Consider the following 8,872-nt stretch of genomic DNA (forward strand, 5'->3'; position numbering starts at 1 on the left):
AAACAACACACCTTTCTCCAAAAAGCTAGAAGTCTTCTATCTTTACTCAGCTAAAAAAAGAGGTACTTTGTATGTAATTGAACAACCTTTACTTGTATATGATAAGCATCCTAACCAGAAAAACATAATCAAAACTAGTTCTGAATTTATTTCATGCTCTAGGTCGATTATAAATTTCAATAATTTTAAATTAGCCGAAGGGTCGAACAAATTTGAAATAATTACTCCTAGAGGCTCACAAATCTTCTTCAATTTTAGAATTAAAAACGGGATATTCCAGTCTTTTCAAAACGAAGACGCAGATGTAAAAATAGGAATAAGCCCTTATCCTATGAAATGAAAAACTACGCATAACAGCGACTTAACGCTTCGCTTCGGGACTAGCCCTCGCTCGGTCTGCGACACATTCCCCTTCTGTCACTCGTCTGCATCCGCAAACTCCGTGCCAGTCCCTAACGTCCCATCCGGGACTCAGGGTCGGGGAACGTCGAGTAGCCTAGTTCGTTATACGCCATTTTTTAAAATTAAAATAAGGAAATATATTTAGGAATAATCAAAATCAATTTATAGATAAAAAAAGAAAATTTTACGGTAGTTTTTCTTGTTAAAGAGATCATTCTATTCAATTAAAGCGTTTTAACAATACTACTAAAGAATTCTTAAAAAATAGACAAATACAGAAACTAACGTTTCAAATCTTTTTAACATGAAATATTCTAAAATTACGATACATTTAGTTTTTATATTCTATTTTTCTATAAATTTTGGATTATATTCAAAACCAAACCAGATTGACTTCTCAAAAGAACAACCAATACATCCCTATTATCAAACTTTAAATGAAGCAAATAGCTTGGATTGTAAAGAAAAACAGCTCTGTATACAAAATTGCTCTGACGGATCGGTTGCAATTATTACCAACAAATATACTAACAAGCAAAATGTTCGATTGGCCTGCATTTCAGAATGTAGTAAAATCATTTGCACAAAACAGAATAAATAAGAATACAATTCTATTCAAAAAAACGGCGTATAACAGCGTCTTCCCGCTACGTTTCGGGACAAGCCCTCACTCGGCCTGCGGCAAATTTTCCGTCTCCCTAACGCCTTCTACGAAGGCTCAGGGCGGAAAACTTCGGGAAGACTAGTTCGTTATACGACATGATTTAATAAATTTATAAAAAGGAAAATAAAATGGCAAATTACGAAGAGAGAATACAAGACACATTTACTGGTGAAATAGCGATTATTAAATCCAACGATTGGTACATCTTTAACCAGAAGAAGGAAAATAAACTGGCCTCATGGGAAAAAAGAGGTCATAGACTTCATAAACAACAAACCAAAGAAGAAGGTTTAGAAGAAGCAAATCGACTAACTAACGAAGCACTAGAAAATATAAAAAACATGAAAAATATCCTAAAATATACATTAGGTATTGATGACAAAATAAATTGGGAATCATTAAAAGATTACAAAAAATTTAAACAATTCAAATTCGATCTTCAACCTCCTGACTTAAACTCATATCTTTTACAAGCACCAAGATGGTCAATCTTTGAATATATTTTTAAATCGATCACCGTCAAAAGAAAAGCAATACTAGAAGAAAAGAGGAAAGAACATGAATTAGCAATGGAAAGATTCAACAAAACCAAAGAACGAAAAATAGCAGAATACGAATTGGAAAAAAAGCAATTTGAAAAATTACAAGAAAAACACAATAAAGAAGTAGAAGATCTGAAAAGCCGATTCGAAAAAAATGAACCAGAAGCAATTGAAGAATACCTCGATTTAGTTTTTTCAAAATCAAAATATCCTGATTTTATCACTTTGAGTTATGACTTGCTCTTTGATGAAAGTAGAAAAACAATAGTAGTAAATGTCGAATTACCCGACCCGGAGTCTCTACCAAAAGAAATTGAATATAAATATATTGCTAGTAGAGATGAATTTACAACAAAGGAACTCAAGAAAAAAGAATTTAGCGAATTGTATGAAGAAGTGATATCACAAATTGCTATTAGAACTGTTCATGAAATTTTTGAATCCGTCTATACCAATTCCATTGATTTTGTCGTATTAAATGGCTATGTCAACTCAATCGACAAAAAAACAGGCAATGATACAATTGCGTGCATCGTTTCAATACAAGCAGAACGTGATTATTTCAATTCATTAAATCTAACCAAAATTTCAGCTAAAGAATGTATAAAAGGATTAAAAGGTCTAATAGCCAGTGAATTTATAAACCTCGCTCCAGTTAAACCAATATTGAATTTAAATAGAGAAGATAGGCGAATTATAGAATCTGAGGCTGTAATAGATGATATCGACTCTAACAATAATTTGGCATCTATGGATTGGCAAAAATTCGAAACATTAGTAAGAGATATCTTTGCTAAAGAATTTGCAGGAGAAGGAGTAGATGTAAAAGTAACTCAAGCATCAAGAGATGCTGGCGTTGATGCCATTATATTCGATCCAGACCCAATTAAAGGTGGAAAATTTGTCATCCAAGCAAAACGATACAATAACATAGTTGGTGTAAGTGCAGTAAGAGATTTATTTGGCACTGTTATGAATGAAGGAGCAGTTAAAGGTATTTTAGTCACTACTTCTAATTTTGGGAAAGATTCAATCGAATTTGCTAAAGACAAACCACTTACCCTTATTAGCGGAGCCCACTTAGTTCATTTATTTAATAAACACGGATATAATGTTAATATAAAAATTAAACAAAAATAAATCACGTCGTATAACAGCATGTAAACGCTGCACTTCGGGACTTACGCCCTCGTTTGGTCTGCGACACATTCCCCTCTGTCACTCGCCTGCATTCGCAAGCTACGTGCCAGTCCCTAACGTCCCATCCGGGACTCAGGGTCGGGGAACGTCGTTTACACTAGTTCGTTATGCGAAATAAGCAAATTTATGAGTAAAAAACTAAAAAATGAACCTATCTCCGAATCTGATATAACTGAATATCTGGATTCAAATAACGACTTTAAACTTGAATTAGAAACTTATAAAGTTTGTAAGGAATTCGGTTTAAATGCAAATCATGCAGGCACCTATGAAGATCCAGTGACTAATAAACCTAGACAATATGATATCAGGGCTACCTTTCAAAAAAAATCATATTTTATAAAATTTTCTATTGAATGTAAAAATTTGAAAGATTCATTTCCATTAATAATTCATAGAACACCATCCCAAGAAAAAGAAGCATATCATGAAATTGTTTACAGCCAAAAGGAAGAGGAAATAGATAATTTCCGATTTCCATCTTTAGAAGATATGGCAAATACAATTCGATTATTTAATTCATTATACATTGAAGGAGATTTTGCAGGAAAATCAAGTTCTCAATTAGGTAGAAGCATTGATAATGAATTTCAAAGTTCTGATAGTGAAGTTTATGATAAATGGACACAAGCTATATCTTCAGCCTGGGATCTAATTGACGAATCAAAAGAAGATTATCGTAATACTAAAAGTCAATTCAGTTTTACAGCTATAATTCCAATTTTAGTAATTAGCAACAATACACTTTGGGTAGTTGATTATGATTCAGATGGAAATAGATTAAATAAACCTTACAAAACTGATTTTTCTAGCTTTTATCTTGCAAAAGATATCTGGACAGGTCAATATGGAGTCGGATATAGTATCTCCCATTTACATATCTTTACACTAGAAGGATTAAGAACATTTTTTGAAACTTTAACAAAGGATAATTTAGAATTTTTAAAATTTTTTCCATCTGATAAAATACAAGAAGAATTGTTAAAACTTCAAAAGACCCTATAGACAAGCTTACTTCGCATAACAGCGACTTAACGCTTCGCTTCGGGACAAGCCCTCGCTCGGTCTCCGACACATTCCTCTTCTGTCACTCGCTCGCATACGCAAGCTACGTGCCAGTCCCTAACGTCCCTCCGGGACTCAGGGTCGAGGAACGTCGTTAAGTCTAATTCGTTATGCGACATTTTTAAAACTAATGAATATATAAGTTTCGAATTGACAAAGTTAAGAAAAAAAAGATTAAAGGATGGTACTTCGAATGAAAACTTTTCTTACAACAATGGTTTTACTATTATTCTTATTTTCCTGTAGAACATCAATGCTCAAATGTTCCGAAGAGAACCAATGTCAAAACAACAAAGGCAGATATATCGCTACAGGTGAATTTAAAGACATTTATGAAGGAAATACTAAAGTAAGTCCTTTTTTCAATTTTTGGGTTGAACGTATTTTACCTTTCGGACATGGAAAAATGATATATATTCAAGAAAAACCAGGATATCTTCGGAACGAATCCCCTATCCATTCTTATGAAGGAGGATGGGATTGGACTCAACTTACCCCAAGCGTAGATTACATAAGCGTATATCATGGAATAGGGAAAAAAACATTAACTGATGGGACTGTAATTGATACTGAATGGAGTTTCGGTGATCATAAATTCGGTTCACCTGGAAAAATTACTTTTAAGGATGGAAGAACAATCTCAGGAACTTGGGGAAAATATTTTCTATGCTCAGGAAATTGTTTAAATGGAACGGGAAGCTGGTCCAGTTCTGCCGGCGGTTGGATTCAATCAGGAACTTTTACTAATGGAAGCCTAAATGGAAACGGAGTCGAAGAAACAAACGAATATATTTTTACCGGAATTTTTGAACGAAACGGCAAAGTATCAGGTAAAGTAAAATGCAAGGTAAATATAACAGATTGTAAAAATTCTATTCCGAAAGGGTACCATTCATCATTATTTTTCGAATAAAAACGTCGCATAACAGCGACTTAACGCTTCGCTTCGGGACTAGCCCTCGCTCGGTCTGCGACACATTTCCCTTCTGTCACTCGTTTGCATCCGCAAACTCCGTGCCAGTCCCTAACGTCCCGTTCCGGGACTCAGGGGCGGGAAACGTCGTTAAGTCTAGTTCGTTATACGACATGCTTGGAAATAGACACTTCAAGATTTCAAATCCGTTTGATAAGGTTATGATTAGATTATGCGGAAAAAATCAATGTTTAAGATCGCTCCTTAATTAATATATTGCAAAATCACCAATAATAGTGCTTGACGCTAGTATCTTAATACACCAGTATTGACTTGTGATAAAATCCTTCAGAGACAAAGAAACTGAAGCTATTTGGAATGGTGCTTTATCTAAAAAATTTCCAAAGGATATTCAAAGAACCGCTAGAAGAAAAATGATCCATATCGATAGTGCTAAAAATCTAGATGATTTAAAAACACCGCCAGGAAATAGGCTACATCAGTTGACTGATGATCGATCAGGACAACATTCAATAAGTATTAATATGAAATATAGAATCTGTTTTAACTGGAATAATGGTTCTGTCGAAAATGTTGAAATTATAGATTATCATTAAGGAGATTTTGTATGAATAAAGAACTTATGAACATTCATCCTGGGGAAATTCTATTAGAGGATTTTCTTAAACCTATGGAATTATCTGCTTATAAACTTGCACAAAGTACTCTTATCGATCAAAAAAGAATTAGTGAAATTATTCATGGAAAAAGGGCTATTACAGCAGATACCGCTCTCCGATTCTCTAAATTCTTCGGAAATTCTCCTGAGTTCTGGCTCTCTATTCAAGCTCATTATGATTTAGAAATCAAGCAATATGAATTGAAAAATGAGTTAAGAGCAATAAAGAAATATAAAGAACAACTTAAAGCTAGTTAAACCCAAGCACGTCGTATAACAGCGACTTAACGCTTCGCGTCGGGACGAGCCCTCGCTCGGTCTACGACACATTCCTCTTCTGTCACTCGCTCGCACACGCAAGCTACGTGCCAGTCCCTAACGTCCCCTCCGGGACTCAGGGTCGAGGAACGTCGTTAAGTCTAGTTCGTTATACGCAATAAATAAAATATTAATGAGAATCAACAATGAATGAAAATTACAATTTTATAATCTCAATTTTCGGAGCTCTTGCCTGGATCCCTCATTTGTGGGGGTATATTCAAAAAAAATTTATTCGCTCAAAAATTCAAATTTTCCCGAACAAAGAAATTGTTTTAGGTTACACTCAGGATGGTCCAATAATTTCATTAAGCATTGCAATACTTTGTGAAAGTAAAAATATTTTAATAAAAAATATTACTGTTACCCTAATTCACGAAAGTATGCAAAGAACAGATTTTTCTTGGGAAATGATTGAGGAAGAACTTATGGACTTATCAATTCCCGGTGCAGGCTCTCTTAATAATAGTAGAAATAATCAAGCAATTGTATTAAGAATTGATCAGGATGATTTAATTGAAAGAAGATACTGGTTCAATAACTCAAAATATATAAGTGGATATGGTAAAACTTTATATAGGTTCAGAGAATCCTACCTTAACTATATAAATTCTAATAATAACCAAGACTTAAAACAATTGAAGTCTAGTATTGAATATAACAATTTACTTGAATTCTCTAAAAATGAATTTTCATGGAAAGGCGGAAAATATTCAGGAAAAATTATAATCAGAGCTTCCGATGAACAAAAATTTACACACGATTTAGAATTCTTTCTCACAAAAATAGATCAGAAAGAACTAGAGCAGAATATTCATATTTTTAAAGACTATATAGAGCAGGAATATTTCGATCGCTCAATTTCAATTAAAGAATGGATCTGGACTCAAATTAAGAGGAATGAGGTGGATTTAAAATGAGAGGAAAATTAGATTTTGAACTCCAATTAAAAAAAATACCATTGCAATTTAAAACTAAAAGTGACTTTGCAACAGCGGAAGGAAATAATGCTGCTTGGATTTGTATTTGCGGAGAACTTTTAGTAGGAAGAAGTTATTTTCAATTCGGAGATACTTGCTATACCAAATGTCCTAACTGCCAAAGACGTTATAGAGTAAACCCAGATTCAAAAAAGAAGGCATTCGATGTTGTTGAATTCTAGCCTTCTCATTATTTACTGCGTATAACAGCGACTTAACGCTTCGCTTCGGGACTAGCCCTCGCTCGGTCTACGACACATTCCCCTTCTGTCACTCGCTCGCACACGCAAGCTACGTGCCAGTCCCTAACGTCCCTCCAGGACTCAGGGTCGGGGAACGTCGTTAAGTCTAGTTCGTTATGCGTAATTTTTTAAAAAATAAATACTATGGCACATAAAATCTACACTGGCAGATTGACAAACGATATAAGAAATCTAATCCAAACTTCAAATGAAATTGAAAAAATTAGACATTTAGGATTAAGAGGTGGATTCAGAGAAACAAGTCTAGGTAAAATTTTCAAAAATTATCTACCAATTGGATATGAACTCGGAAGCGGAGAAGTAATTGACTCAGAAAATAATACTTCCAGAGAAACTGATTTACTAATTTATAATAAAAGCTTAATTCCCCCTATTTTGTTTAGTATCGATGAAGGATGCTTTCCTATTGAAAGTTGTCACTATATATTTGAAATTAAATCCACTTCGAATGCAAATGAAATTCAAACAAGCATACAAAAATTTAATGAAATTAGAAATCTAAAATATACCCCAAATAACAAAAAAACACAACCAATTTGCGTATATTTTGCTTACGCAACAGATATTACAGAAATCAGCGAATTAGAAAGATATTCAAGATATGATAAAAATTTTTGGACTAACCCTGTTATTGATGTAATCTGTATCATTGGAAAAGGATATTGGTATTGCCAAAGAGATCAAAACCAACAAAGAATAATTTGGTATTTCAACAAAAGTGAAAAAGACAATTATGAAGTTGGACTTTTTCTATCCGGGATAATAAACACATTAAGTTCTGTTAATCAATTTGGTTACTATACAATAGACAACGATATCAAAAGGGAAATTGCAGCTTATATTGATATAAAAAAAGAATTAATCATTACATTTGATAAAATTAAATTTTTAAATTCCGGTCTATACCATATTCAAAATGGAAATTTTACTTGTGGATTTGTTACCCTATCAAAAGCAATTGAAACGAAGGAAAAATATTCAGCTTTTCTTTTGGATGAAGGATATTCCCTTTTTAACAAAAAACTATATAAAGAAGCCTTACTCTGGATATTGGAAGCCATATCGAATGAAGATACATATCAAAATAGTTATTTAATTTATCATAGAATAGGACTTTGCTACGACAATTTAGGGGATGTAGAGAATGCAATTTATTCATTCGAATTAGCATTAAAAATAAATCCCGGCGATACAAATATTAAATATTGTTTGGGCTATTGTATTTTCAAAATATCAAACCAAGATACTGCATTACTAGAAGAATCATTAAATTTAATGAATAGCATATTGGATTTCAACCCATATGATGAAGAAGCCTTAAGAATAAGATTTATGATCAAAGTTCAATTAAACGACCAATATGGTGCTAAAATAGATATTTTAAAAGCAATTTCGATTAATCCCAATAATTACGAATACTTCAAAAGTCTACAAATCGTAGAACATAACATTCGAATAATAGAAGGCTTGCCCTCCGGTGAATCGTTAATAAAACTAACAAAATTTTTATAAAACAATTTAAAAAACTACGCATAACTACGGCTTACCGCTACGCTGCGGGATTCGTTTCACTCACCCTTGCTCGGGCTAAAGCCACATTGTCCTCCGTCACGTTTCTTGCTTAAGCAAGAAATCGCGCCGACGCTAACGCCTCCTTCAGGAGGCTCAGCTTCGAGGAACGTCGTATCCCCTAGTTCGTTATACGTAATTGCTCAAATAGCATCTATGAAAATTAATAAAGAATTTCCAATATCATTTAATATTCAACTCGACTATATTAATGAAAAAGCCTCAATAGATGAAAGATTATTCATTAAGAAATTTAATTCTTATTTTGGACAATTTG

General features: G+C 33.4%; 8 protein-coding genes and 1 pseudogene. All 9 read left to right on the forward strand.

The features are described 5' to 3' along the window. Positions 1-340 (forward strand): annotated as a pseudogene (locus EHQ49_RS16655) (hypothetical protein); the annotation flags it as partial. A gap of 854 nt (positions 341-1,194) precedes the next feature. After that, complete coding sequence (locus tag EHQ49_RS16665) at positions 1,195-2,748, forward strand: restriction endonuclease (protein WP_135580787.1); 1,554 nt, start codon at positions 1,195-1,197, stop codon at positions 2,746-2,748. Positions 2,749-2,934: 186 nt separating this feature from the next. After that, complete coding sequence (locus EHQ49_RS16670; RefSeq protein ID WP_135580788.1) at positions 2,935-3,813, forward strand: hypothetical protein; 879 nt, start codon at positions 2,935-2,937, stop codon at positions 3,811-3,813. A 253-nt stretch (positions 3,814-4,066) separates the two neighbouring features. Then, positions 4,067-4,786, forward strand: a complete 720-nt coding sequence (locus EHQ49_RS16675) for an MORN repeat-containing protein (protein WP_135580789.1) — start codon at positions 4,067-4,069, stop codon at positions 4,784-4,786. Positions 4,787-5,121: 335 nt separating this feature from the next. Then, complete coding sequence (locus EHQ49_RS16680) at positions 5,122-5,403, forward strand: type II toxin-antitoxin system RelE/ParE family toxin (RefSeq protein WP_135580791.1); 282 nt, start codon at positions 5,122-5,124, stop codon at positions 5,401-5,403. A gap of 11 nt (positions 5,404-5,414) precedes the next feature. Further along, on the forward strand, positions 5,415-5,723 hold the full coding sequence (locus tag EHQ49_RS16685; RefSeq protein WP_135580793.1) for a HigA family addiction module antitoxin: 309 nt from the start codon (positions 5,415-5,417) through the stop codon (positions 5,721-5,723). Between the two features lie 206 nt (positions 5,724-5,929). Beyond that, a complete protein-coding gene (locus tag EHQ49_RS16690; protein WP_135580795.1) occupies positions 5,930-6,703 on the forward strand; it encodes a hypothetical protein in 774 nt (257 codons plus the stop codon). After that, positions 6,700-6,945, forward strand: coding sequence for a hypothetical protein (locus EHQ49_RS16695; RefSeq protein WP_135580797.1), 246 nt, complete (start codon positions 6,700-6,702; stop codon positions 6,943-6,945). Before EHQ49_RS16690 ends, EHQ49_RS16695 begins: the two co-directional genes overlap by 4 nt. Positions 6,946-7,149: 204 nt before the next feature. Continuing rightward, positions 7,150-8,538 carry a DUF6602 domain-containing protein gene (locus EHQ49_RS16700; protein WP_135580799.1) on the forward strand — a complete coding sequence of 463 codons (1,389 nt, stop codon included), beginning with the start codon at positions 7,150-7,152 and terminating at the stop codon, positions 8,536-8,538. Positions 8,539-8,872: the final 334 nt, after the last annotated feature.

Source organism: Leptospira perdikensis (assembly GCF_004769575.1).
Classification (GTDB): domain Bacteria; phylum Spirochaetota; class Leptospiria; order Leptospirales; family Leptospiraceae; genus Leptospira_A; species Leptospira_A perdikensis.

Bases quoted from the DNA above. Each gene is read 5' to 3' on its own strand.
- EHQ49_RS16665 (WP_135580787.1), top strand. From the start codon at position 1,195: ATGGCAAATTACGAAGAGAGAATACAAGACACATTTACTGGTGAAATA.
- EHQ49_RS16670 (WP_135580788.1), top strand. From the start codon at position 2,935: ATGAGTAAAAAACTAAAAAATGAACCTATCTCCGAATCTGATATAACT.
- EHQ49_RS16675 (WP_135580789.1), top strand. From the start codon at position 4,067: ATGAAAACTTTTCTTACAACAATGGTTTTACTATTATTCTTATTTTCC.
- EHQ49_RS16685 (WP_135580793.1), top strand. From the start codon at position 5,415: ATGAATAAAGAACTTATGAACATTCATCCTGGGGAAATTCTATTAGAG.
- EHQ49_RS16690 (WP_135580795.1), top strand. From the start codon at position 5,930: ATGAATGAAAATTACAATTTTATAATCTCAATTTTCGGAGCTCTTGCC.
- EHQ49_RS16695 (WP_135580797.1), top strand. From the start codon at position 6,700: ATGAGAGGAAAATTAGATTTTGAACTCCAATTAAAAAAAATACCATTG.
- EHQ49_RS16700 (WP_135580799.1), top strand. From the start codon at position 7,150: ATGGCACATAAAATCTACACTGGCAGATTGACAAACGATATAAGAAAT.